Genomic DNA, 22,919 nt, shown 5'->3' on the forward strand with positions numbered 1-22,919 from the left:
GCTCGGGTTGACCTGTCGGTAACTTGCCTTACGATTGCGCGAATGAGTGTTCTGGTGTGTTTCCACGCCCATCCCGATGACGAAGTTTTCACTACGGGCGGCGTGATGAGAATGGCCGCCGACGCAGGTCACCGCGTCGTAGTCGTCACCGCTACCGACGGTGCTCTCGGTGAATTCCCCGACGGACTGTTGGACGAATACGAGACGTTGGCTCAGCGCCGCAGCCGTGAGCTCGAGGCGTCCACCGACGCGTTGGGTGCCAGTCGCGTCGTGTCCCTGCACTACCCGGATTCGGGGATGGTGGGTACGCCCGAGAACGAGAATCCGGAAGCGTTCTGCAACGTCGACGTCGAGAAGGCCGCCGAGCGTCTGGCCGAGGTTCTTCGTGAAGAGAACGCCGATGTCCTGACCATCTACGACCCCAACGGCGGATACGGCCACCCGGATCACATCCAGGTCCACCACGTCGGCGTTCGTGCTGCAGAACTCGCGGGCACGCCTTTCGTCTACGAGGCGTCCACCAACCGCGATCACATGAAGATGCTGATGCAGGCCAACCCCGAGTGGACCGAGGAGGCGCAGCCGCCGGACATCGAATCGTTCGGGCTTCCGGCTGACCAACTCACCACCGCGGTCGACGTCAGTTCGGTGATCTCGTCCAAGCGCGCGGCCATGTACGCGCACGCAACGCAGGTCGGCGATTTCGGCCCGTTCCTCGAAATGCCGACGGAGCAGCTCGCCGCGGCATTCGGCACCGAGTGGTTCCGTCGTCGCAACGCGCCGGAAGGGCTGTCGGAAACCGCCCTGCCCCTGTGAGTCACCGCCCTCGATAAACCGAAGTCCCGACGGAGGTTTCGGCGGCTCGTTAACATCGGTAGGCATGGACCTCGAACAACTTGTCGCGAGCATGCCTTTTGCAGTTCACACCGGAATTCAGTTGGACAGCGCGGCACCCGAACAGGTTGTCGGCCATCTGGATTGGGACAGCCACCGCACCACCGCCGGCAACGGAATGCACGGCGGCGCCTTGATGACGCTGGCAGACAGCGTCGGCGCCGTCTGTGCATTCCTCAATCTGCCGCCCGGCGCAAGTACGTCCACCACCAGTTCGTCGACCGTCTTCACTCGCGGCGTGCGCAAGGGCACGGTCACCGCCACCGCCCGGCCACTGCACGCGGGGCGCAGCACCGTCGCGGTGGTGACCGAGATCCGCGACGACGAGGGCCGCCTCGTCGCTCAGGTCACCGCATCACAGGCAGTACTGGGACCGTGAAGCTTCCCGCGTACCGCGCCTCGGGTGCCACCCTGCCGTACGGCAATCTGCTTGCCTCCCATGACGTTGCGATGGAGGGTTACTTCTGGCGATTCACGATGCCAGACAGCGGACGGGTGGTGATCGCGCTCGCCGGAATCAACAAGGCCGACGGCGGCAGTTGGTCGACGCTCGGCCTCGCGGCACACCCAGGCGGATTCCTCCGCACTGCTGAGCATCCGAATGGATCGGCCGATCCCCGTATCCTGGGGGCCTACGCCGACAACGCTTTCCGCGGCAATGCCGATCGACTCCAGGTCGATTTCGGCGACAGTCATCTCGACGTACGCATCAGCAATCAGCGATTCTGGCCGCACCGCCGCTTCGGGGGGTCGAGTTACTTCCAATCAGTTCCCGCACTCAATCAGTACTGGCATCCGTGGCTGCTCGGCGGCCGGGTCGAGGGAAGCGCCGTCATCGACGGACAGAGCTGGGATCTCACCGGAGCGCAGGTGTACGGCGAGAAGAACTGGGGAAAGGGAGGATTCCCGGAATCCTGGTGGTGGGGACAGGCACAGGGGTTCACCGATCCTCGAGCCTGCGTGGCGTTTGCCGGCGGACAGGTCAGCGCCGGACCTCTGCGCACCGAAGTCACCGCCGTCGTTGCCGCGCTACCGGACGGAACGGTGTTGCGGCTGGGTAATCCTCTGACGTCACAGGTGGAGACGACGGTGTCCGACGATCGCTGGACGCTTCGGGGTTACAGCCGGAAGTGGAGCGTCGACATCGACGGGACCGCACCCATCGCCGACGCACACATACTTCCTGTTCCGATACCTGCCGAGCGTCGAAACGTGCCAGGAGCGCTCGAGCATCTCGGTGGAACGATGTCGGTCATCGTCCGGCGACGCGGCACCATCGTCTGGAAGGACAGGTCGAGGTTGGCTGCTCTCGAGCACGGCGGATTGGATCGGGCGCAGGCCGAACTCACTCGGCGGGAACAGCTCTCGCAAGATCGATGAGAGCAGAGGCCGCCGGATTCTTGCCGCCCGACGAACGCCAGACCAATTCCAGCCGAGATCGTGCTTCCGGTTCGAGATCGATCCGATGCAACTCCCCCACTGTCGACTCCGGAAGCACGGCCATTCCCAGCCCCTGCGCTGCCAATGAAACGATGATGCCGAGGTTGCTTGCCTCGAGCGCAACCGTCGGCTTGGTGCCGGCTGCGGCGCACGCGAAGTCCAGACACGTTCTGATGCCGGTTCCCTCCGGCAGACAGATGACCGATTGCGTCGCGAGTTCGGCAAACGGCAGAGACGACACCTCGGCCAGCGGATGATCCGCCGCCACTCCGGCCACCAGTCGTTCGTCGGTGATCACCCTCGATTCGAGCCCTTCCGGCAGCTTGCCCGCCACCCCGATGACGGCTATGTCGAAGGTTCCGTCCAACACTCCGGCAAGCAAACTGCGCGAATCGTCCTCGGCCAGCGAAATGTCCAGTCCGGGGTGTCTGGTGTGCAACCGACTGAGCAGATCTGTGAGGTCGGCGGAAGCGCAGGCGGTAACCATCCCGACCGAAACGGAACCCCGAACCAGTCCGTTCAAGGCATCGACAGCGTCGCGGGTGCTCTGAACGGAAGCGAGTGCAGCGTAGGCGTGCGGGAGGACAGCTCGCCCGGCGTCGGTCAGACAAACGGTTCGACCACTACGATCGAGCAATTCCTGCCCCAACTCACGTTCCAGCCGTTTGACCTGCGCACTCACACCCGGTTGGGCTACGTGAAGCCGCTCGGCGGCGCGAGTGAAGTTGGCTTCCTCCACTACCGTGACAAAGTATTCGAGCTGCCGAAGTTCCATAACTGTTGATTCTAGCTGCGAGACAAACTAGATCTTGGACTTATCACCTGTGCGGTAGAACGATGGAAGCATGACAACAACAGATGACGTTCAGAAGGCCGGAACCCCGGAAGACATCGCGAAGCTTTTTGTGCAGTTCGCCAACGCTGGTGACGCAGACGCCGTCGCCGCACTCTACGAGGAGGATGCGGTGATGGCCTTCCCGCCCGGATCACTCACCGTGGGCCGCCAAGCCATCCGCGAGGTGATCTCTCTGATGCTGGCAGCTGCACCGAGATTCACCGTCGAGGAAGCCCTACCAACGGTGATCAGCGACGACCTCGCCATGACCTCGACCAAACCTTCCGACGGAACCGGCGGACGCACACAGGTGGCGCGCCGCCAGCCCGACGGTTCGTGGTTGCGGGTGCTCGATCGACCGGAACTCTGACTGCCCTCTTCGCAGTCAGACGGCCGACGCACGCCGCATGGCCGCCGCCGGATCGGCGAACAGCGAGCTCAGTGACACGACCGTGGAAGCGTATTCCTGAACCCGATTGCCGAAACCGGTAATTCGAATGTCCTTACGCTCCAAGGAGGATGCCGTCGAGAAGGCCTCGGCGACATGGGGCACCCCGGCCGGATAGTCGGTGAATGCCTGACCACCCAGAATCACCCGATCCGGGTTGAACAGGTCACGCAGCATCGCCACTGTCCGGCCGAGGACGCGTGCTCGATCAACCAGAAGCTCGTGTGCCGGAATGGAACCCGACGACGCTGCCCGGTAGACGTCCGCGATCGTGACACGCTCGCTGCCCTGGATCACGGCGCCCGAAGACAAAGCCTGCGCGACTACGGCGCGGTCACTGATCGTCGCTTCAAGGCAACCCACGGCTCCGCAGGTGCACCGTGCGGACGAACCGGTGGGGAGGTGCGCGATCGAACCGGGTCCGCTGGACGGCGTGTGTACTCGCCCTTCGAAAGTGATTGCGATACCGGCAGTTTCACGAGCGTAGAAGTACAGGCCGGTAGTGCCCGGCGTCGGGGCTTCGGCACGGTCGGTGCTGAGCAGAAGTTCCGACGCGGCCATCGCCTCGACGTGGGCGGCTACCGATACAGGGAGATCCAAGCCGGCTCCGATGATGGACCCGACCTTGGCGCCCTTCCATCCCAGACGCGGGTGATCGACGACTCCGGTCGCTGAATCGACGCGACCGCCGATGGCCACGCCGACGGCGAGCGGACGACGCTTGTGCCACCGCGAGGCAAAGGATTTGGCCGAGCGCGCAATCGTGGCAAGCGCGACAGCAGAATTGGTGGCAGGCGTCGGAATCTCGACGGCGCCGAGCACCTTTCCTCGAATGTCGCTGGCAATGATGCTGGTGACGACGGCACCGATGTGGATGCCGACTGTCAGATAAGGCTCGTGGTTGACCTCGAACGGAACTCGCGGACGCCCGATTGCTCCGGATGCCGTCAGGTCCGCGCGTTCGCGCAGGATCCCGAGGTCCAGCAGGCTCGTGACCTGCCGGTTCACGGTGGCGATGCTCAGCCCTGATGCCTTTGCCGCAGTGTCACGTGAGAGCGGCCCACGGGATCGAGCAATGCGCAACACAGTCGCGGACGGACCGTCGGCGATGCGTAGTTCGGGCGCAACTATCTGGGTACGGGTCCGGGTTCCCGAGAGCGCGGTTCGCGATCGGATGTTCGGAATGGCGGAGATTGTGGGTGTCGACATGGCTGTCCCTTGCAGAAGGAGGAGAAGGCGCATATCTCTGTCGACCGAGAAATCAGCGTTTCCACTGGTCACACGAAGAAATAGACAGAAAAGGCGCAGAAATTAGCTGCAGAAAGAACGGCGGCGACAACACAGCTCTCGCGCCAGAGGCAGACGCGAACCAAGCGCAGCGGTCACATAGGTGACCCGCAAAGCGGCAGGCTGGTCGGTCGACATGGCTCCAAAAGTAGCAGCTTCACCGAGATTCACAAATCAGGTGCGGTAACGATCACACTGAACGCAACCCTGTCGGGGCGAAATCTCGCGTGTTTGGGTGGGCACACTCCCCACGAAAGGTGCACCATGTCTACAGCTTTCGCCAAGCCGACCCTCACGAATTCGGCATCAACGAACGGAGCGGCCGTTGACGCCGCTCGCGGCACTGTCACCACCCTCGGCGCGCATATCGGCGCCCGAATCGACGGAATCACTCTCGGCGGGCATCTCGACCCGGCGACGATTTCCCTCATCCGGCAAGCACTTCTCGAACACAAGGTGATCTTCTTTCGCGGGCAAGACCACCTCGACAACGATTCGCAGTACGAGTTCGCCCAGCTGCTGGGTACCCCGACCACTGCCCACCCCACCGTGAAGTCGCACGGCGCAAAAGTTCTGCCCATCGACTCGGACCTGGGCAAGGCCAACAGCTGGCACACCGACGTCACCTTCGTCGACCGCATCCCCAAGGCTTCGATCCTGCGCGCGGTGCAGCTACCCGAATACGGCGGTTCCACGACGTGGGCGTCGGGGGTAGCCGCCTACAACGGACTGCCGGATCCGCTCAAGGCGCTCGCGGAGAACCTCTGGGCTCGCCACACGAACGTCTACGACTATGCGGCAACCAGCGCCGAGCGGCTCACCGAAGATCGCACGGCCGCCTACCGCGAGGAGTTCCAGTCCACGTACTTCGAGACGGAACACCCGGTGGTGCGGGTCCACCCCGAAACCGGAGAACGCACGCTCGTCCTCGGACATTTTGTCAAGAACTTCGTCGGGTTGAGCACCGAACAGTCGAACGGTGTATTCAAGCTCTTGCAGGATCACGCCATCAAGCTCGAGTACACGACGCGGTGGAACTGGGAAGCGGGTGACGTCGCGATCTGGGACAACCGCGCCACCCAGCACTACGCGATCGCCGACTATGACGATCAGTACCGGCGTCTGGAGCGCATCACCCTTGCCGGCGACATCCCGGTCAACATCCACGGGGAACGAAGCCGCAGCATCGCCGGCGACGCTTCCGAATACTCGATCATCGAAGGCGCCTCGACTCTCCCATGACTTCACCGGATTCCGCCCCTCCTCCGCACGCCCGCGGATACGAAGGCTTCGAGGGTCGAATCGGCCGCACCGCAGCCGATTCGACCCCGTCGTGGCCCACCTCCACGACCCCGATTCCCGGATCACCCAACATCGTCGTGGTTCTGATCGACGACATGGGGTACAGCGACATCGGGCCGTTCGGCTCCGAGATCGAGACTCCCACCCTCGACCGCCTTGCCGCGCAGGGCATTCGGATGACCAACTATCACACGACGCCCCTCTGCTCGCCGTCGCGCGCAGCTCTTCTCACCGGCCTGAATCCGCACCGCGCCGGGTACGGTTTTGTCGCCAACGCCGATCCGGGCTACCCCGGACTGCGTCTGGAATTGGCCGACGACGTCCAGACACTCCCCGAAATCCTCCGCGGCGCGGGCTATGCGACCTATGCCGTCGGCAAGTGGCACCTCGTACGCGACGCCAACCTGGCCCCGGGACGAAGTCGTGACTCCTGGCCGACGCAGCGCGGTTTCGATCGCTACTACGGCTCACTCGAAGGCCTCAACTCCTTCTACTATCCCAATCAACTGATCTCCGACAATTCTGTGGTCGACGTGGACGAGTACCCCGAGGGGTACTACCTCACCGACGATCTGACCGACAAAGCGGTCGGGTACATCAAGGACCTCCGCGCCCACGATCAGGACAAGCCGTTCTTCCTCTACTTCGCACACGTCGCCATGCACGGACCGTTGCAGGCCAAGCCTGCCGACCAGGAAAAGTACCGCGGCCGCTACGACGAAGGGTGGGATCGAATCCGCGAGTCGCGGTTCGCCTCTCAGCTCGTGCAAGGCCTCTTTCCGGAAGGTACGCAACAAGCACCGCGAAACTCCGAACCCGGCTTCGACGTCCCCGAATGGGAATCACTCACGCCGGAAGTGCAGTCCAGGTTCGCCCGCTACATGGAGGTGTACGCGGCGATGGTCGACTCGATCGATCAGAGCGTCGGACGCATCGTCGACACCCTGGACGAACTCGGCGAGCTCGACAACACGATCATCGTCTTCACCTCCGACAACGGCGGCACCGCCGAGGGCGGTTCGGACGGGACCCGAAGCTACTTCGCACAGTTCGCGCATATTCAGGATCCGGACTGGGTGGGCGATGTCCCCCACGACGAATCCCTCATCGGCGGACCTGAATTGGGCGTCCACTATCCACGTGGATGGGGACAGACGTCCAACACCCCGTTCCGGTTCTACAAAGGGCAATCCTTTGCCGGCGGGATCCGTGTTCCTTTTCTCCTGTCCTGGCCCGCTGGATTGAAACCCGGAGCAGACGACAACGGGATTCGCGACCAGTTCGCGTACGTCACCGACCTGACCCCTACGCTGCTCGAACTGGCCGGAATCGACGCACCCAGTGTGCGAAACGGGCTCCCGGTGAAAGAGTTCGACGGGGTGTCTTCCGCGTCCGTTCTGCGTTCGTCTGCCGCTCCGAGCACTCACACCGAGCAGTACACCGAGATGACCGGCAACCGTGGCTACTACAAGGACGGCTGGAAACTGCTGGCTCTCACCCCGGCGGACATCGACAAACCGCACTGGCAGTTGTTCGACGTCCGCACCGACCCGACCGAGCTCGACGACCTGGCATCACGGTTTCCCGACAAGGTTCGCGAACTCGCCGAGGCCTGGGACCACTCGGCGTGGGCGAACACCGTGTTTCCTCTACTCGGCAATACCGTCGGCGCGGTTCGCCGTCCGGAGGAAGGAGCACTCTCACGCCCGGTGCGACTACTTGCCGGAACGCCCCCGCTGGAGCGCTACCGCTCATCCAAGCTGATCGGGTTCCGCGACTTCGACGTCACGGTCGAACTCGACGGTTACCGCGAAAGTGACGCCGGTGTCCTTGTCGCCCATGGCGATCCGCAGGGTGGGTACCTTCTCTACGTCGAGGACGGGCACCTGCATCTCGGGTACAACGCGTTCGGTTCCTACTCCGTTGTCGACGCCGGACCGCTGGCGCTCGGCACCAAACGCATCGAGCTGTCGGTGACGGTGGTACCGCGGTTGCGTTGGGATCTCCACGTCAGCGTCGACGGCATTCACGCGGGCCGGCTGCTCGGGCAAGTACAACTGGTGGGAATGGCGCCGTGGACCGGTATCTCGGTCGGTGTCGACGCCAGGGGACCTGTGTCGTGGGAGGTACGACGACGCCATGGTCCCTTCCGGTACAGCGGCGCGCTGCGCGCCGTCACCTACACACCCGGTCGGATACAAGTACCGCGTCGTCACATCGAATCCATCGAACGGGAAGCAGAGTATGCCGCCGACTAGCCCTACGATTGCATCATGACCATTTCTTCCGATGCCCGCATCGCCGTAGTCACCGGAGCCAGCTCCGGAATCGGTGAGGCCACCGCCCGCACCCTGGCAGCTCAGGGATTCCACGTCGTGATCGGTGCTCGCCGCGTCGATCGTCTCGAGAAGATCGCCGAGGAAATCGGTGGTACCGCTCTCGAACTCGACGTCACCGACGAGGATTCCGTCGACGCGTTTGCGGCCGTGGTCCCACGTGTCGACGTGTTGGTCAACAACGCGGGTGGTGCAAAGGGTCTGGCAACAGTCCTGGACGCCGATCTGGACGACTGGCGGTGGATGTGGGAGACCAATGTTCTGGGCACGTTGCGTGTGACGAAGGCACTGCTGCCGAAGCTGATCGATTCGGGTGACGGTCTGGTCGTGACCATCACCTCGGTGGCCGCGCTGGAGGCATACGACAACGGCTCGGGCTACACCACCGCCAAGCACGCTCAAGCCGTCCTTCATCGGACATTGCGTGGTGAACTGTTGGGCAAGCCCGTTCGACTGACCGAAATCGCGCCGGGAGCCGTCGAGACGGAGTTCTCACTCGTCCGGTTCGAGGGCGATCAGGACAAGGCCGACAAGGTGTACGAGGGAATCACACCGTTGGTGGCGCAGGACATCGCCGAGATCATCGGTTTTGTCGCGTCGCGGCCGTCACATGTGAACCTCGATCAGATCATCGTCAAGCCGAGGGATCAGGCAAGCCCCGGTCGGTTCCACCGCACCACCAGCTAGTTCGAATCGTTCTGACTAACCAGTGCGAATCACCCGGTGCAGGACGAGGCCGAGATTGCGTGCAATCTCGGCCTCCGTCATTTCCGTGGAAGCGCTACGGGCACTTACGGTTTCATCAGCGGTGACGATGTACCGACCATCTCCGGCATAGTCGTACCAGTGGAACGTTATTCCGTCGTCTGTCGGTCTGCTGTCCACCGCTCCTCCCGGGTATGTGGTGACTTCACCGATCGAGGTCCGCTCTCGGCCGAAGAATCTGCTCACTTCCTCGCTCCCGCGCGCACCGGCAGCACTGCTCAGAAAGCTCGCTCTACCGGAAGTTTTCGGCCTTTCGATGCTCACACCACGCTCCGATCCAGCGGGGCAGGTCGGCAGGTGATCGACGAGCATCCGTGGAATTGCCGATGGGCGTACCACGGTGAAAACCACGTCGGAGCCACAGTCGACAGTCCTGCCGGGCAGTTGAGTCAGGAGCACCCCCAGGTCGCCGGCAACAACGCCGTGCAATCGCGTCACCGTACTCATGTTCTGCCCGTGAAAACCGGAAACCTCCACGCGAGCATCAGGATTCGCAAGAGCACCGAGTACGTGATGCAGCCGATCGTCGAGCAACCAAGCCAGGTGTGCTCCCGCTCGACGTCGCTCTTCTGTCAGCTCGTTCATGGTTTCGGCCGTCGGACGAAACCGCAGCGGGTACGGGAGTCGGTCACGTCCGACCGCTTCCCAGAGAATCTGGAATTCGAGGCCGGTGAACTGCCACTGCATGGTGGTCATTCGCCCAGCACCGCCGGGGAGACCATCGGTAGGTCGCCGACCAGGGCATTGCCGTTCTCGACGGTGACGAGGTAGCCGGGGGTGTCGTGAACGTTGTCTTCGTCTTGCCCTTGCCCTCGTCCCGGTGCCATGCCGCCGACGCCACCCATCGCGCCCCGACCGCTCTGCGCGCCCGTCGCCGAGGTACCGCCAGTTCCGTTGACGCCCCCACGCCCGCCACCGGCGAGGCCACCGGTGCCGCCAGGGCCGAGGGCTCCGACTCCGGTTCCGCCTGGCCCGAAGCCTCCGGTACCGATTCCACCAGCAGGACCACCACCCGAACCGCTACCTACCAGGCCTGACGGCGTTCCGGAACCAAGCTGAGCGCCATTCGGAGTTGCACCTGCCAGGCCACCTGGCGCTGCACCGGCCGGCAGTGGGCCGGCATGTGCCGCCGTGGTCCCGGCCGGGTCGGAATCGGTTCCGGATCGAACTGCATCGACGTTCGGATTCCCTTGGGCATCAACGCCGCTACGGTTGTCACCATTTCCGGAATCGGTGCCGGATGGATTCTGACCGGAACCGTCTCCGGCCGGGTTTGCACCGCCGGAGTTTCCACCGTCCGCTCCCCCACCGACTCCGCCACCCGATGTAGATGGCGTGCCGAGCCCGTTTCCTGGACCCGAAAAGTTCCCGCCGTCGGCACCACCACCACCGAATGCACCGCCACTTCCAGCCCCGCCACTTCCAGCCCCTCCACCGCCGGTGACCGGATTGAATGCGGCCGGGAGGATCGGCACCTGATCGTCCGCACGCTTCATGGACGGCAGATACACGTCCTTCATCACCTGGCGCGCTTGACGTTCGGCTTCTTCCGCTTCGTATTGGGCCTGCTTCCATGTAGCCCCGGGAACCATGCTGAGAAACCTCTCGACCGTCGAGGCGCCGTCGGGGGCCGGAATCGAGCGTTTGGCCTCGTCGAGTGCGATCTTCGCCTCCTCGATCTTGTTCGAGATCAGATCGACCCGCACCTTCAGCTCACCCGCATCAGCCGAGTAGGCCAGCACTGCTTCCAGCGCAGCCGAGCCGCCGCGCCCCTGCCAGCCTTCGGTGATCGCACCGTTCACGTCGTTCTGGAACTTCCCGATGCCGGCTTCGACCCGGCCTGCAATGGCCTTCCAAGCCTCACCGATCGCACTCAGGGTTGCCGGATTCATCTCGTTGACGTGGTCGAAGATTTCGGAGTGCGACATCGCATCGAACGGATCGTCGTCCACGATTGCGTGTTCGCTGTACTCGAGCGACGACGTCTGGGCGGTGAGGGCATCGCGCTCACCCCAGGCTCGTGCGCGCTCCACATCGGCGTCGACGGTCGCAGCAGCCATCTCGTCGTCGAACGCGCCGCGGTCGTCGGTTATGGATTGCACCAGAGCAGATGTAGCGATTGCGCTCGCGATGGGAGTGCCGACAACTGGCAATGCCGCCACGCCGGGAGGCACGGCCTGCGTCGCTTCGGAGATTCTTCCCAGCACGTCTTCCAGAAATGGAATGCCCACCGCTGTCCCCCTGAAGTCGAAAACCCCCGTCGGACTCCCCCGAGCCGACAGCACTTACCTGTACAGACGCAAGCAGAGCCCGGACGGTTCCCTCATCCACGGATTTACCGCAGTACAGAGTTACGGCAGTGCCGACATCGACTTCCAGGTCGGCAGATCGATTGCCCAGTCGTAGATGTCGCCGTCCGCAGGAGACAGGTCGATCGACGTGCCGGTCACCTCTACGGGGTCACCGTAGAGGGCGGTTCCGAAGTATTCCTGCGCGTCGGATGTCGACAGGTTGATGCAACCGTTCGTGACGTTCGACGAGCCCTGCACCCCGGTGGTCTCAGGATTGGCGTGGATGAATTCGCCGTTGTTGGAGATGCGCACGGCCCAACGCTCACGCACGTTCTCGTAGAACGGCGGATTGGACATCATGAAGTCTTCGTACTTCTCCGTCACCATGTGAATGCCGCTGCGCGTGACGTTGCGAGGTTCGTTTCCCTCGCCGTAGCTGACGGGAATGTCCATGATCGTCTGACCGTCGCGCACCACCTGCATGCGGTGGCTGGGCGCATTCGCCTTCACGATCTGGCTACGACCGATCGTGAAGTCGAGCGTGAGATCCTGGTCGCCGAAGGCGCCACCGCCGTAGTTCAAGCCGTAGAGCTTGGCGTCCAGATGGACAGTCGTGCCCGGCACCCAGTAATCGGCCGGACGCCAATGGGCCCGCGATCCGCCGTTGTCGTCGGCCAGCCAAGCCCACGATCCGGCGGTGGGCGGCACGGTGGTCACGACAAGCGCCTTCTCGACGGCCGCCTTGTCGACGACGGAGTTGTCGAACTGCAACGTGATCGGTGCCGCGATACCAACTTCTTGGCCGTCGGCGATGTTGAGGGTGGCGCCGGTGGTCGACTCCGGGGCAACCGTCGTAAAGCTCCCTTGGACTGGCACGGATTTACCGTCGGTCCCGGTTGCCGAGCCCGACCACGAATACGTGGTGCCGTAGCCGAGTGCCTCACTGACGGTGAACGATGTCTTGTCAGGCGACAATTGTCCTGCAACGGCTTTACCGGCCGCATTGCTGAGGCTGACGTCGGACAGCGTTCCCTGGGTCACCGCCACCGAGACGGGGGCGACCGGGCTGACATCTTTGGTGCCGGGCGCCGGCGTCGACACCACGGTCGCCACCGGTGCTGGCTCGGCGGCCGCCGCGCCGCCCTGTCCGTCCTTGCCACCGATCGTGCAGCCGACGACGGCCACCATCACAGCGAGCAATACAGCTACCAACGCAACAAGACGCGAACGACTTCTCCTACCACCCAGCTCATGCACTTCAACAGGCTACCTGCGGGCTCCGTCAGGAATCAGATGGTGCAGCCCACAGTTACCGGTTCCGGTTCCAGGTGGACACCGAACGCGGCTTCGACGCCGTCGCGCACTGTCCGCGCGAGCGAGACCACATCCGCGCTCGTTGCCGACCCTCTGTTGGTCAACGCCAAGGTGTGTTTCGTCGACAGCCTGGCCGGTGCATCTTCACCGGGATAACCCTTCGAGAATCCGGCCCGTTCGATCAACCATCCGGCCGAGAGCTTGGTTCCACCACTGCCCGGGAACTGCGGCACGGTGACGTCTCCGAGCTGTTCGGTTATTGCTCCGAGCACAGCGGGCAGCTTGTCGTCCGGCACCACGGGGTTGGTGAAGAAGGAACCCGCGCTCCAAGTGTCGTGGTCGTACGGATCGAGCACCATCGCCTTACCCGTCCGAAGACCCAGAACTGCCTCGCGGACCTGCGACGCAGGTAACCGCTCGCCTTCTTCGGCCCCGAGTGCGGTGAACAGTTCGCGGTACGCGAGCGGGGCACTCAGTCCGTCGGTCGACGCATCGAATTCGACGGCGAGAACCACTGCTGCATCGGAATGCTTGAGAACGCTCGACCGGTAACCCAAGTCGAGTTTCGACGGTTCGACCCACGACACTTCGCCATTGCGTCGGTCGAGCAGTTGAACTCGCCGGAGTCGCGAGCCCACCTCGACGCCGTACGCGCCGACGTTCTGCACCGGCGTCGCACCGGTCGAGCCCGGAATCCCGGACAGGCACTCGAGGCCACCCAGTTCCGCGGCGACCGATTGACCGACTACTTCGTCCCACACCGCGCCCGCTTCGGCGACGACGCGGTCCGTGTCGAGGCTCACGGTGGTGTTGGCCACACGAACGACAACTCCGTCGAATCCCGAGTCGGAGATCACGAGATTGGATCCGCCGGCGAGAATCAGCGTCGGGATCTGCTCGCGATCGAGCAGCGTCACGACGTCGATCAACGACTGCGTCGTCGGACATTCGGCGAGCAGCCGCGCCGGTCCCCCGATTCGGAGCGTCGTCAATCCCGACAAGTCAACGTTCTCGGACACGAAAGCGCCTGATTCCACGACGCGTCTGCCAATGGTTACGTCCCACACATCGATAAACGGTAGCCTCCACAATCGTGAGCCGTCGCATCGAGCATTCGTCGAAGTACACAGTCCCCGCCGAGAAGGTCCATGAGGCGGTGACCTCCGAGCAGTACTGGCGCGACCGAATCGTCGCTGTCGGTGGTCCCGGCGCAACGATCGAAGAGCTGACCGTTCGCGACGAGACCGTCGCGGTCACGATGTCGCAGATCATTGCCGCAGAGCATCTCCCCAGCATGGTGTCGAAAGTCGTCAACGGCGACATCGTCATCAAGCGCAGTGAAACGATGGCGCCTTTCAAGGACGGCAAGGCCACCGGCACCTTCTCCGCCCACGTCGACGGCGTTCCCGCCCGTGTCGAGGGCACGCAGGTGCTGACAGGTGACGAGAACTCCGCCACTCTCGAGATCGACGGTGAGGTCGAGGTCAAGATCCCGTTCCTCGGCGGAAAGATCGAAAGTGCGATTGTCGACGAGGTTGTCCGGCTCATCCAAGCCGAACAGGATTTCACCCGGGAGTGGATCACGAAGTAAAACCCTGCGGGCGGTGGCAGTTGTGGATACAGCCGATTTGGCTTGTCACAGCGTGTAACCGGTATTCTTTCCGATCATGGCTCGCCGCATCGACTACTCCGCCCGCTATCAGCACTCCCCCGAGCAGGTCTATGCGGCGCTGGCGGACCGCTCGTACTGGGAGGCCCGTGTCGAGGAGATGCGCAAGCATTCCGAGAACCATGTGGAACATTTCGAGGTCACCGATTCCGGAATCGATCTCGTGCTCCACCACATTCTTCCGCGCACGGATTTGCCTGACATCGCTCAGACAGTGATGAAGAAGGATCTTGTCATCACTCGTAAGGAGTCGTACGGCGCCTTCGGTGACACCGTGACCGGAACGTACGAAGCGTCCATCCCGGCCGGGCCGGGGAGTTTGTCCGGCACCATGGAGTTGTTCGCGACCGATACCGGGTCCACGCTGCGAACCACGTCCGAGGCCAAGGTCTTCATACCGTTCATCGGCGCGAAGTTGGAGCAACTGATGCTCATCAACCTCGTAGATCTGTTCCGCACCGAAGCCCAGGTCACCGCGACCTGGCTCGCCGCACGCTGAACCCGGCGTGAAGAAAGCTCCACCCCCGAAGCTCGAGGGGGTCATCACCCGTGGCACGACGGGAATCAACAGACTGCGACGTAGTGACCGGTGGATCGTGCACAACCGCACTATCGCGCACGCCCTGAACAACGCGACCGATCCGTTGATCGTCGACCTCGGGTACGGGGCGAGGCCGGACACCACCTTCGAGATGGCAAGCCGCCTCACCGCTGTCCGGCGGGATCGACGCGTCATCGGGCTCGAGATCGACCCCGCCCGCGTGGTCGAGAGTCGTGACGGTGTCAGCTTCGCCCGTGGTGGATTCGAACTTGCCGGTCTCACACCCGTCTTCGTACGCGCCTTCAACGTGCTCCGGCAGTACCCGGAGGAGGCTGTGGACTCTGCGTGGTCACACATTCAGTCCGGTCTCGCACCGGGCGGGCTGCTACTCGACGGAACCTGCGACGAACTCGGGAGGCGTTGCGCTTGGGTGCTTCTCGACGCTGATCGTCCATTGACCCTGACACTGGCCTGGGACCCCTTCGACATCGAGCGTCCTTCCGACATCGCGGAACGTCTCCCGAAGGCTCTCATCCACCGCAACGTTCCCGGTGAGCCGATCCACGCGTTGCTCAGCGCGGCCGATCGAGCCTGGGCCACCGCCGCGCCGCACGCCTCGTTCGGACCTCGCCATCGTTGGGCCGCCGCATTGGAAATTCTTCGGGCACAAGGAATTCCCGTGCAACCCGCGCGGCGACGTCTTCGTGACTGCATCCTGACCGTGCCCTGGCACGTCGTAGCGCCGAATCCCTGAACTCACAGACGGGAAACGCCCCGCCGCGGAGGCGTTCTCCGCGGCGGGGCGTCCGTGTGCAGGCGTCGGGCTAGGACCCGAAGATGTTTTCCAGGCTTCCCAGTGAACCGGTCGAACTGCCGCCGTTGCCGGGATCGCCGCCGTCGGACGCTGCCGTTACCTTGACGGTGACTGCGGCCTGGGTCTCGGAACCGAGATAGCCGTCAGTTCCACTGAACACCGCGGTGATTCGGCGATCTCCGAGTTCAGTGAAGGTGTGCGAGAGCGTGGCCTTACCGTTCACCACCGCAACCGGTCCACCGATCGGGGTGGTTCCGTCCATGAACTGGACCGTTCCTGCGCTGAGCGTAGGTACCACTGCCGCAACAAGATCGACCTTCGCGCCCTTGACCGCTGACGCCGGAGCGCTCACGGTGATGGACGTTTCCTGATCCTCCGCGGCCGGAGCCGTGACCGAAACCGACTGAGCGGCCGAGGTAGAGGTGAGGGATCCTGTTGCACCCGAGTAGACGGCCGTGATGTCGTGCGTGCCGACGCTCGCGAACTCGTGCATGATCGACGCCTTGCCCTCGACGACCGGCACCGGCGAGCCGAGATTGCCCGAGCCGTCCTTGAACTGCACTGTGCCGCCCACCGGCGTCGGCGTGACGGTTACGGACAGACCAACTGCCGTACCGGTTTTTGCATCCGCCGGAACGGTCAAGACCGTCTGGGTCTGCTGGTCGGTGGGAGCCGGCGCCTTGACGTTCACGGTCTGGGCGTTCGATGTCGAACCCAAGTAGTTACCCGAACCCGAGAACACTGCGGTGATGCCGTACTCACCCGCCACGTTGAAGGTCGGCGTGGTTGTTGCCTTACCTGAGGCATCCACGGGAACCGGGGATCCCAGATCCCTGCCACCTTCCTTGAACTGCACGGTTCCGCCTGCAGCACCGGTCGAGACGGAGGCAGTGAACGACAAGGCCTCCCCTGTCGAACCTGTCGACGGGCCGACGAGGGTAGTCGTTGTGTTCTCCTCGACCACCACCGGAGCGACTGTCAGCGCATGTGGCGCCGATGTCGAAGTCTGGTAGACACCGGAACCGGAGTACACCGCCACGATCGAATGCGCTCCGACTACATAGGAATTCGTCAGCGAAGCCTTGCCGTTGGCATCGACGGGAACGGCGCCGCCGACGTCGGTTGCACCGTCCTTGAACTGCACCGTGCCACCCGCCGGAGTGGGCGACACCGTAGCCTCGACGGTCACGGACTCACCTGCAACTGCACTTGCGGGACCGGTGATCGCGGTTGCAGTGCTCTTGTCCGCTTCGGACACTACGACGTCGAAAGCTGACGACGTGGAGGTCGCCACCTTTGCATTACCGAGATACTTGGCCGTCACGCTGTGGGTTCGGACGTCAGCCGGTGTCCAGGCAAGCGTTGCAACACCATTGGCGAGCGCGCCCGCACCGACCTTGGTGGCACCGTCGAAGAACTCCACCGAATCACCGTCGGCACCACCGGTCACCGTCGCGCTCAGCGGAACAAGTTGTCCCAACTTCACGCCACTGGTCGGTGACAGCGTCGTCGTCGAAATGTTCTTCGACACCGTCACCGCCGGGCCCTTGTTCTGGAAATCGGAACTCGTCACTGACGCGTTGTAATGCACCGAAGTATCCAACGGCACCTCACGCGCACAATCCGCGCCCACCGTGTACTTGAACTCGAAAGTCTTCGAGTCGTTGTTGTACAGCGGCCACTCTGTCAGTGACCCCTTCACACGAACAAAATCAGCACCCTTGGACTCGACACTCCGCGTCGAACCATTCACCTTCGCTGAACCCTCGACGTACGTCAGACATGTCGGATGAACATCCTTGATCGCATACAGGTAATCCACGACGATGTTCTTCCGCTTGAACACAGTCTTCACGGTGATCGTCTCGCCCTCGGACGGAGTCACATTGCTGATCGTCCGCGTGTATTCGTAGTTGTTCGCATTCCACGTCAACGAACCCGGTGTCTCCGGCGCAGCTCCCGCAACCCCGACACCCGCAACCACCGCGAAACCCGCAGCAACAGCAAACACACTCAGACCTGCAACTGCACGACGTGCAGAACCTACAGACATAGATTTTCCTTCTCGAGAAGTGAGGGATATGGGTGATGCCCCACCACCTGAAGCGGGCGGGGCATCACCGGGTATCGATTGCTAGGAGCCGAAGATGTTGCCGAGGCTGCCGAGCGAACCGGTGCCGTTGCCTGGTTCTTCACCGTCGACGGGTGCGGCGATCTGGACGGAGACCTGATCGGACGATGCCGTCACCGTGCCGGCGCCCGAGTACTCCGCCGCGACAACTCGCTGCCCTTGAGTTGCGGGCTTCCACGAAAGGCTGGCCTTTCCGGATGAATCGACCGTGGCCGTGCCGATGACGGTCTCGCCGTCCTTGAAGGTGACTGTGCCACCCGCATTGGCGGGGCTGATTTGAGCGGAGATCGTCTGGGCAACGCCGACCTGGCCCGCTACTACGCTGAGATCTGTTGTGGAGCTTGTTGTTCCGGCGGGCTGTTCGGCGACTGTCACATTCGCGGTGGTACTCGACCCGGTGACACCGGATCGACCGGCGAATACGGCTTCCACCGTCTGTGCACCGGCGACCGTCGGAACCCAGGCATAGGTCGCTTCACCGTTGCCTGCCACCGGCACCGAAGCGAGCACCGTTCCGCCGACCTTGAACGTGACCGTTCCACCGGTGCCCGACGCGGACACAGTCGCTTTGAGATTGGTCGACTTGCCGACCTGCGCGCCCGAGATCGGCGCCAGAGTCGTGCTGGACTGAGCATCGGCCTGCGAAACGTTCACGATCAGCGCTGCCGAAGCGGAGCCGACGGCACGCGCCGTGTCGGCGAACTTCGCTGTGATCGAGTGGTCTCCACGGGTGGTCGGTGTCCAGGCAAGTGTTGCAACACCATTGGCGAGGGTACCCGCACCAATCTTGGTGGCGGCGTCGAAGAACTCCACCGAATCACAGTCGGCACCACCGGTCACCGTCGCGCTCAGCGTCACCGGTTGCCCCACCTGAGCGCCACCGACGGGCGCAAGTGCTGTCGTCGAGACGTTCTTCTGAATGTTGACCGAAGGACCACGACCATTTGTCGTGTCATTCACCCAAGCCGAACCGTCGAAATGCACTGTGCTTGCCAGATCGGTCCCGCGCTCACATCCTGCGCCGACCCGATACTGAAACTCGAACGACTTCGTATTGTTCTGATACAACGGCCAATCCGTGATGCTCGCGCTCACACGCACAGAATCAGCGCTCACCGGCGTTTCCGGGGAATAGGCCTTCCCGTTCACCTTCGCCGAGCCCTCGACATACGTCATGCACGACGGATGAAAATCCCGAACCGCGTAGAGGTAATTGACCACAAAGTCGGTCCGCTTGAACACTGTCGTAGAGGTGATCACATCACCTTCCGACGGCGTCGCGTTACTGATCGTTCGTGTGATCTTGTAACCACTCGAATTGAACTCCGCCGTCACCGGAGCCGCACCAGCAACCCCGACGCCCGCAACCACCGCGAAGCCCGCAGAAACAGCAAAAACACTCAACCCACCGACAACACGACGAACACCACTCACGGACATCCAGATCCCTCTCGACAACGGGGCAGACAGGCGTCCAGGACAAGCGTCCGTCTGCTTTCGATGCCGTGACGTTATCCCATTGACTGTAAAGTAACTACGCTTTTCGCAGATTTAGTTCATCGGCGACATCGCCGAACTGCAATAACAGTGGGCTGAACGTCCCGAACCGCACATCTGGATGCGTTCTTACCTGCGCTAAAGACAAAACAGTCGCCCGAAAATAGCGATTTACAAATCTCTGATATCGGCGTCATATTCGATTTCGGGCGTGATGCCAGAAGGTCGCAGGAGCCTCGAAGATCTCTCTCGGCTACAGGCTTGCGGCCAGAGCCAACTCGACCCGAACAGCAACGTCGACGCTCGCGTTCTCACACGAGAGATACAGCTCGTGCGCGTCCAGTCGACCTATCGCGACCGCATCGGCGACTACTTCGTTGAGCAGGACTTGAGAAATTCCACCGGAAGCGAGGTCGTGCACGGTACGCAAAGGCGTGGTGATGCGGATGGGCCCGATCTGTTCACACTCGTCGTCCGCGAGCGGCAGTCGGTGCAGCGCTACCTGACGGGTCGGCGCCGCGAGAGGGTGCGCAACGGAGAGGTGAATGAAGCGAGGTTGCAGGTGCCCGAGGCCATGCAGATCTGCGGCACTGTAGTGCGAGACGGTGGCGCTACCGGCGAACCACGTGCACCACTTCGCGAACTCGTCCAAGGCGGTATGTCTGACGCGTTCGAGGCGAAAAAGTCCGCGACACTCACATGTCCATGTTCCGGATTCCGTCATTTCTTCCATCAACGCCAGACCGAAACCCAGTTCGGATGCCTGGAGAGCCGTGACAAATCCGCACTGTCGCAGCGCCAGCAGCTCGAGTGATTCGTAGTCCGAAGCCATGACCACCTCCGGTGACCGTCGAAAACGCCGTTTCGAACAGACTACGGGCGAGTGTGTCGCGCATCACAGGAATGAGGAAGTGCGTATTCACAGAGTTCGTTCAGACTCGTCGGGAAGAATCTGGCGAATGACTGTCGCAGCGAACAACCCTCGTCCGCGCAACCGAGTGCTCATCATCCTTCTCGTGGTGATCGCCGTACTCGTCGCGGCGCTCGTCGGTGGAGAACTGTACGTACGCAACCAGGTGAAGACCTGCATGGCCGATCAGTTCCAGAGCGAACTGGGATCCCAGGTCGACGTCGGGTTGAGCTGGAAGCCCGTACTCCTGCAGGCAGTCGACAAGAAGGTGCCGTACATCAGCATCGACAGTGACGACTCTTCGTTCGGCCCCGCAACGGGAATGCAGGTTCACGCGAAGGTGAACGACATCAACTTGCAGCCCTCGGCGGGCAACAGCGGCACCATCGGCAGCTCCAGCGCCGACGTCACCTGGTCTACCGCAGGCATTCTCGCCACCTTGCAGGAACAGACCTTCGGCGGGCTCGTCTCCGGCGTCACCGCCGACTCGAGCGCCGGAACACTCGCGTTCGACGTCGGTCCGGTCGGGCTCGCGAAGCTCACGGTCAAGCCCACCGTCACCAACGGTGTGGTCGACGTCCAGACCGTCGGCGCCGAGATTCTCGGATTGGGTCTGCCGACCGATCTGGTCGACGGCATCGTCCAGACACTCACCGACAGCCTGCAGACCTACCCGCTGGACATGAAGCCCACGAAGCTGACCGTCACCGACGACGCTATCCTGATCTCGTTGGAGGGCGGCGCTTACGCCATGCCCGTCGCCGACGCGAACAACCAGAACACCTCGGCGGTTCCGGACAGCTGCGGCCTGCTGACCTAGTCGGCCAGACCGTCCAATACTGCTCGACTTCCGGATAGTCCGAGGCGGGTGGCGCCGGCCGCGATCATGTCGAGCGCTGCCTGCGTCGTACGTATTCCGCCACTGGCCTTGACTCCCACGCCCGGGCCGACCGTCTGCGCCATCAGTGCGACGGCCTCGACCGTCGCTCCACCCGCGGGGTGGAAGCCGGTGGAGGTCTTGACGAAGTTCGCCCCGGCACGCACAGCTGCGCGGCAACATTCGACGATGGCCTCGTCGGACAGCGCTGCGGTTTCGAGGATCACTTTGAGGATCGCACTCTCCCCCATCGCCTCGCGGACGGTGAGAATATCGGCCAACACCGCGCTGTAGTCGCCGGCGACCGCCGCTCCTACGTCGATGACCATGTCGATCTCGGCTGCGCCTTGATCGACGGCCAGTCGCGCTTCAGCACCCTTGACCAGCGAATGATGCTTCCCCGACGGGAATCCGACGACGGCCGCCGTCACAAGTCCCTCGGCGCGAATCGGCAACATCGACGGCGAGACACAGACAGCCAGCACACCGAGGCTGCGTGCTTCGTCGATCAGGGCGGTCACATCGGCCGCGGTGGCTTCGGGTTTGAGGAGAGTGTGGTCCACCATCGCGGCAACCTGGGAACGAGTGAGTGCAGCTTCAGACATGTTGGAAAGCTTGGCACACCACCACGCGACCGTCGCTGCAGCCGCACCTGAGAGACTAGGCCGCATGACCGCTGCACCATCGATCGATGATCGTCGCTATGTTCTGTCCCTCGGCTGCCCCGACACCACGGGCATCGTCGCACGCATCTCGACCTTTCTCACCGACGTCGGTGGATGGATCGTGGAGGCCGCATACCACGCCGATGCCGACACCGGATGGTTCTTCACGCGTCAGGCGGTCCGTGCATCGTCGGTGAGCATGAGCATCGACGAGCTTCGTGAACGGTTCAAAGCTGTTGCGGCCGAGATCGGTCCGGAAACCGAGTGGACTCTTCACGACTCCGGCGCACCCAAGAAGATCGTGTTGCTCGTGAGCAAGGAAGGTCACTGCTTGCATGACCTCCTTGGCCGCGCCGCGGGTGGGGAACTCCCCGCAGAAATCAGCGCCGTCATCGGAAACCACGAAGATCTGCGCAGTGTCACCGAGCGCCACGGGATCGACTTCCACCATGTTCCGTTCGCCAAGGACCCGGCAGAACGGGGACCGTCCTTCGCGAAGGTCCGCGCCCTGGTCGACGCTCACAATCCCGACGCCGTGGTTCTTGCCCGATTCATGCAGGTGCTGCCCGAATCACTGTGCGAGCACTGGGCCGGGCGCGCGATCAACATCCACCACAGCTTCTTGCCGTCGTTCATCGGTGCCCGCCCCTATCACCAGGCGTTCGCCCGCGGCGTGAAGTTGATCGGCGCCACCTGCCACTACGTGACCGCCGAACTCGATGCCGGTCCGATCATCGAGCAGGACGTGATCCGTGTGGACCACGCCGACGATGTCGCCGACATGGTCCGTCAGGGTCGAGACATCGAAAAGCTCGTACTCTCCCGCGGACTGCGCTGGCACCTCGAGGATCGTGTGCTTGTCCACGGGCGCAAGACGGTCGTCTTCAGCTAGAGCTGCGTTGC

At 63.0% G+C, this 22,919-nt stretch carries 22 protein-coding genes; 12 read left to right on the forward strand and 10 right to left on the reverse strand.

Annotation, left to right across the window (positions count from 1 at the left end; translation table 11 throughout):
• Nucleotides 1-42 precede the first annotated feature (42 nt).
• From ABH939_RS18165 to ABH939_RS18175, 3 genes are all read left to right on the forward strand, one after another.
• Nucleotides 43-816, forward strand: coding sequence for a PIG-L family deacetylase (locus ABH939_RS18165; RefSeq protein WP_003942001.1), 774 nt, complete (start codon nucleotides 43-45; stop codon nucleotides 814-816).
• A gap of 64 nt (nucleotides 817-880) precedes the next feature.
• Complete coding sequence (locus tag ABH939_RS18170) at nucleotides 881-1,273, forward strand: PaaI family thioesterase (RefSeq protein ID WP_003942017.1); 393 nt, start codon at nucleotides 881-883, stop codon at nucleotides 1,271-1,273.
• A complete protein-coding gene (locus ABH939_RS18175) occupies nucleotides 1,270-2,274 on the forward strand; it encodes a tocopherol cyclase family protein (protein ID WP_007735336.1) in 1,005 nt (334 codons plus the stop codon). The genes ABH939_RS18170 and ABH939_RS18175 overlap by 4 nt, the downstream gene beginning before the upstream one ends.
• On the opposite strand, the gene ABH939_RS18180 is transcribed toward ABH939_RS18175, so the two are convergent.
• Nucleotides 2,240-3,109, reverse strand: coding sequence for a LysR family transcriptional regulator (locus tag ABH939_RS18180; protein ID WP_404649919.1), 870 nt, complete (start codon nucleotides 3,107-3,109; stop codon nucleotides 2,240-2,242). The two genes, ABH939_RS18175 and ABH939_RS18180, sit on opposite strands and share 35 nt — an antisense overlap.
• A 70-nt stretch (nucleotides 3,110-3,179) precedes the next feature.
• Between ABH939_RS18180 and ABH939_RS18185 the strand changes: the two genes are divergently transcribed.
• A complete protein-coding gene (locus tag ABH939_RS18185) occupies nucleotides 3,180-3,539 on the forward strand; it encodes a YybH family protein (RefSeq protein ID WP_404649921.1) in 360 nt (119 codons plus the stop codon).
• A gap of 15 nt (nucleotides 3,540-3,554) precedes the next feature.
• Here the strand turns inward: ABH939_RS18185 and ABH939_RS18190 are convergent, their stop codons facing one another.
• Nucleotides 3,555-4,826 (reverse strand): ROK family transcriptional regulator, encoded by a 1,272-nt coding sequence (locus ABH939_RS18190; RefSeq protein ID WP_074447122.1) that lies wholly within the window; start codon nucleotides 4,824-4,826, stop codon nucleotides 3,555-3,557.
• Between the two features lie 342 nt (nucleotides 4,827-5,168).
• Here ABH939_RS18190 and ABH939_RS18195 point away from each other — a divergent pair, with 342 nt between their 5' ends.
• The 3 genes from ABH939_RS18195 to ABH939_RS18205 are packed head-to-tail and all read left to right on the forward strand — an operon-like array spanning nucleotide 5,169 to nucleotide 9,229.
• Complete coding sequence (locus tag ABH939_RS18195) at nucleotides 5,169-6,146, forward strand: TauD/TfdA family dioxygenase (RefSeq protein ID WP_042452972.1); 978 nt, start codon at nucleotides 5,169-5,171, stop codon at nucleotides 6,144-6,146.
• Nucleotides 6,143-8,464 (forward strand): arylsulfatase, encoded by a 2,322-nt coding sequence (locus tag ABH939_RS18200; protein WP_404649922.1) that lies wholly within the window; start codon nucleotides 6,143-6,145, stop codon nucleotides 8,462-8,464. The genes ABH939_RS18195 and ABH939_RS18200 overlap by 4 nt, the downstream gene beginning before the upstream one ends.
• Nucleotides 8,465-8,479: 15 nt before the next feature.
• Nucleotides 8,480-9,229, forward strand: a complete 750-nt coding sequence (locus ABH939_RS18205; protein WP_003942076.1) for an SDR family NAD(P)-dependent oxidoreductase — start codon at nucleotides 8,480-8,482, stop codon at nucleotides 9,227-9,229.
• A 15-nt stretch (nucleotides 9,230-9,244) separates the two neighbouring features.
• On the opposite strand, the gene ABH939_RS18210 is transcribed toward ABH939_RS18205, so the two are convergent.
• The 4 genes from ABH939_RS18210 to ABH939_RS18225 form a co-directional block, all read right to left on the reverse strand.
• A complete protein-coding gene (locus ABH939_RS18210; RefSeq protein ID WP_054187843.1) occupies nucleotides 9,245-10,003 on the reverse strand; it encodes an ESX secretion-associated protein EspG in 759 nt (252 codons plus the stop codon).
• Complete coding sequence (locus ABH939_RS18215) at nucleotides 10,000-11,538, reverse strand: hypothetical protein (RefSeq protein WP_214514550.1); 1,539 nt, start codon at nucleotides 11,536-11,538, stop codon at nucleotides 10,000-10,002. The genes ABH939_RS18210 and ABH939_RS18215 overlap by 4 nt, the downstream gene beginning before the upstream one ends.
• 120 nt (nucleotides 11,539-11,658) lie before the next feature.
• Entirely contained in the window at nucleotides 11,659-12,855 is a 1,197-nt protein-coding gene (locus tag ABH939_RS18220; RefSeq protein WP_042452959.1) for an Ig-like domain-containing protein, read from the reverse strand.
• A 32-nt stretch (nucleotides 12,856-12,887) separates the two neighbouring features.
• Complete coding sequence (locus ABH939_RS18225; RefSeq protein ID WP_214514551.1) at nucleotides 12,888-13,931, reverse strand: UDP-N-acetylmuramate dehydrogenase; 1,044 nt, start codon at nucleotides 13,929-13,931, stop codon at nucleotides 12,888-12,890.
• Nucleotides 13,932-14,005: 74 nt separating this feature from the next.
• Between ABH939_RS18225 and ABH939_RS18230 the strand changes: the two genes are divergently transcribed.
• From ABH939_RS18230 to ABH939_RS18240, 3 genes are all read left to right on the forward strand, one after another.
• Nucleotides 14,006-14,503 carry a DUF2505 domain-containing protein gene (locus tag ABH939_RS18230; RefSeq protein WP_042452956.1) on the forward strand — a complete coding sequence of 166 codons (498 nt, stop codon included), beginning with the start codon at nucleotides 14,006-14,008 and terminating at the stop codon, nucleotides 14,501-14,503.
• Between the two features lie 76 nt (nucleotides 14,504-14,579).
• Nucleotides 14,580-15,080, forward strand: a complete 501-nt coding sequence (locus tag ABH939_RS18235; protein ID WP_007735352.1) for a DUF2505 domain-containing protein — start codon at nucleotides 14,580-14,582, stop codon at nucleotides 15,078-15,080.
• 7 nt (nucleotides 15,081-15,087) lie between these two features.
• Entirely contained in the window at nucleotides 15,088-15,876 is a 789-nt protein-coding gene (locus tag ABH939_RS18240) for a class I SAM-dependent methyltransferase (RefSeq protein WP_404649923.1), read from the forward strand.
• A gap of 70 nt (nucleotides 15,877-15,946) precedes the next feature.
• Here the strand turns inward: ABH939_RS18240 and ABH939_RS18245 are convergent, their stop codons facing one another.
• The 3 genes from ABH939_RS18245 to ABH939_RS18255 form a co-directional block, all read right to left on the reverse strand.
• Complete coding sequence (locus ABH939_RS18245; protein ID WP_214514552.1) at nucleotides 15,947-17,989, reverse strand: Ig-like domain-containing protein; 2,043 nt, start codon at nucleotides 17,987-17,989, stop codon at nucleotides 15,947-15,949.
• An 81-nt stretch (nucleotides 17,990-18,070) separates the two neighbouring features.
• Nucleotides 18,071-19,507, reverse strand: a complete 1,437-nt coding sequence (locus ABH939_RS18250) for an Ig-like domain-containing protein (RefSeq protein WP_404649924.1) — start codon at nucleotides 19,505-19,507, stop codon at nucleotides 18,071-18,073.
• Nucleotides 19,508-19,817: 310 nt separating this feature from the next.
• Nucleotides 19,818-20,396: a hypothetical protein gene (locus ABH939_RS18255; RefSeq protein ID WP_003941523.1), complete on the reverse strand. Its 579-nt coding sequence runs from the start codon at nucleotides 20,394-20,396 to the stop codon at nucleotides 19,818-19,820.
• A 127-nt stretch (nucleotides 20,397-20,523) separates the two neighbouring features.
• On the opposite strand from ABH939_RS18255, the gene ABH939_RS18260 reads away from it, so the two are divergent.
• Nucleotides 20,524-21,294, forward strand: coding sequence for a DUF2993 domain-containing protein (locus ABH939_RS18260; protein WP_075835195.1), 771 nt, complete (start codon nucleotides 20,524-20,526; stop codon nucleotides 21,292-21,294).
• On the opposite strand, the gene deoC is transcribed toward ABH939_RS18260, so the two are convergent.
• Nucleotides 21,291-21,956: a deoxyribose-phosphate aldolase gene (gene deoC, locus ABH939_RS18265; RefSeq protein ID WP_047268935.1), complete on the reverse strand. Its 666-nt coding sequence runs from the start codon at nucleotides 21,954-21,956 to the stop codon at nucleotides 21,291-21,293. The genes ABH939_RS18260 and deoC overlap by 4 nt on opposite strands.
• Before the next feature lie 64 nt (nucleotides 21,957-22,020).
• Here deoC and purU point away from each other — a divergent pair, with 64 nt between their 5' ends.
• The gene (gene purU, locus ABH939_RS18270; protein WP_214514553.1) at nucleotides 22,021-22,908 is read left to right on the forward strand and encodes a formyltetrahydrofolate deformylase; all 888 of its coding nucleotides are present in this window, start codon (nucleotides 22,021-22,023) and stop codon (nucleotides 22,906-22,908) included.
• Nucleotides 22,909-22,919: the final 11 nt, after the last annotated feature.

It is taken from the genome of Rhodococcus sp. 27YEA6, assembly GCF_044908235.1.
Lineage (GTDB): Bacteria > Actinomycetota > Actinomycetes > Mycobacteriales > Mycobacteriaceae > Rhodococcus_F > Rhodococcus_F qingshengii.